Origin of the sequence: Streptomyces sp. NPDC088812 (assembly GCF_044750285.1) — a bacterium.
In the GTDB taxonomy this organism is placed as follows: Bacteria; Actinomycetota; Actinomycetes; order Streptomycetales; family Streptomycetaceae; genus Streptomyces.
Genome location: NZ_JBIVJP010000102.1, coordinates 1 through 1,038, shown reverse-complemented (window position 1 = coordinate 1,038; position 1,038 = coordinate 1). Strand labels below are relative to the sequence as shown.

Here is a 1,038-nt window from a genome sequence, read left to right as displayed (position 1 = left end):
TACGGAAGGAGGACGGCGGCCCGCGAGGCGCGCCCGCCGTCGCCTGCCCGGGGCCGAGCCGGTGCGCACCTGGCAGGATGGGGCAGGTGATGCGCTTGTCCATGGCCCTGAGTGCGGCCGTCGCCGCCCTCGTCCTGGGCGGTGCCGCGTTGCTGGGCCCGGTCCCCGCCGCCCTCGCCGCCGCCGTCGTGATCCTGGTCATCGCCTGGGGCTGGCCGCGGCAGATGGGGGCGCCCGCGCGCCTCTCGCTCAGCCTCACCCTGGCCGTCGCCGGGGGCGTCGCGGTGCTGCTCATGCTGCTGTGGCCGCCGCTCGAGGACGGCCACAGCGGGGCCTGGACGCTCTTCGAGCCGCTCGCCGTCGTCGTCGCCTGGAGCACCATGGCCTCGTTCGTCGTCCAGCTGGTGCGCGGGACCGGCCGGCCGCTGCGCCTCGAGTCCACCGTCGCCACGATGGGCGGGGCGTTCGTGGCCGTCGTGACGGCGTGCTGGGTGGCCGTCTCACGCTGGAGCGACACCCCCGCGGTCGCCGGGCTGGTCATCACCCTGGCGGTCACTGTGGCCGTGGTCTCCCTCGTCGGCCTCACCCCGTATATGCAGGGCCGGCCGGGAGTCCTGGCGCTCGTCGTCATTCCCCTCGGCACGGTGCTCGCGTGGCCCGTCTCCGCGCTGGCCGGCGTGGGCGCCCGGGACCGGCCGGCCGTGACGGCCGCGGCGCTCGCGGTGGCCGTGCTGGTGTCTCTGACCGCCGCCACGGCGCCGTCCTCGCGGCCGCGGCCCGAGGACCGGCCGGTGGGCACCACCCTGCGCCCGCGCCGGGCGGGCTACGCCCTCGCGTTGGCGCCCGTGGGAGCGGCCGGCGTCGTGGCGCACGTCATGGTGGGCTTCCTGGCCTGACAGGTCCGGCCCGCTCGGTAGGATGTCCCGCATGGATACCCTTCTTGCGCTCGAGATCTTCTTCCTGGCCCTCGTGGTCCTGGCCGGCCTGGGCATGGCCGCCGTCGCCGCGGTCGTCATCAGCGGCCTCTTCAAGGGCCAG

At 76.0% G+C, this 1,038-nt stretch carries 1 protein-coding gene; it reads left to right on the top strand.

Annotation, left to right across the window (positions count from 1 at the left end; translation table 11 throughout):
- Positions 1-101: 101 nt before the first annotated feature.
- Positions 102-896 (top strand): hypothetical protein, encoded by a 795-nt coding sequence (locus tag ACIP67_RS43485; protein WP_401700297.1) that lies wholly within the window; start codon positions 102-104, stop codon positions 894-896.
- The last annotated feature ends 142 nt before the right edge of the window (positions 897-1,038 follow it).

Coding starts and splice junctions, on each gene's coding strand:
- ACIP67_RS43485 (WP_401700297.1), top strand. CDS start 102: ATGGCCCTGAGTGCGGCCGTCGCCGCCCTCGTCCTGGGCGGTGCCGCG.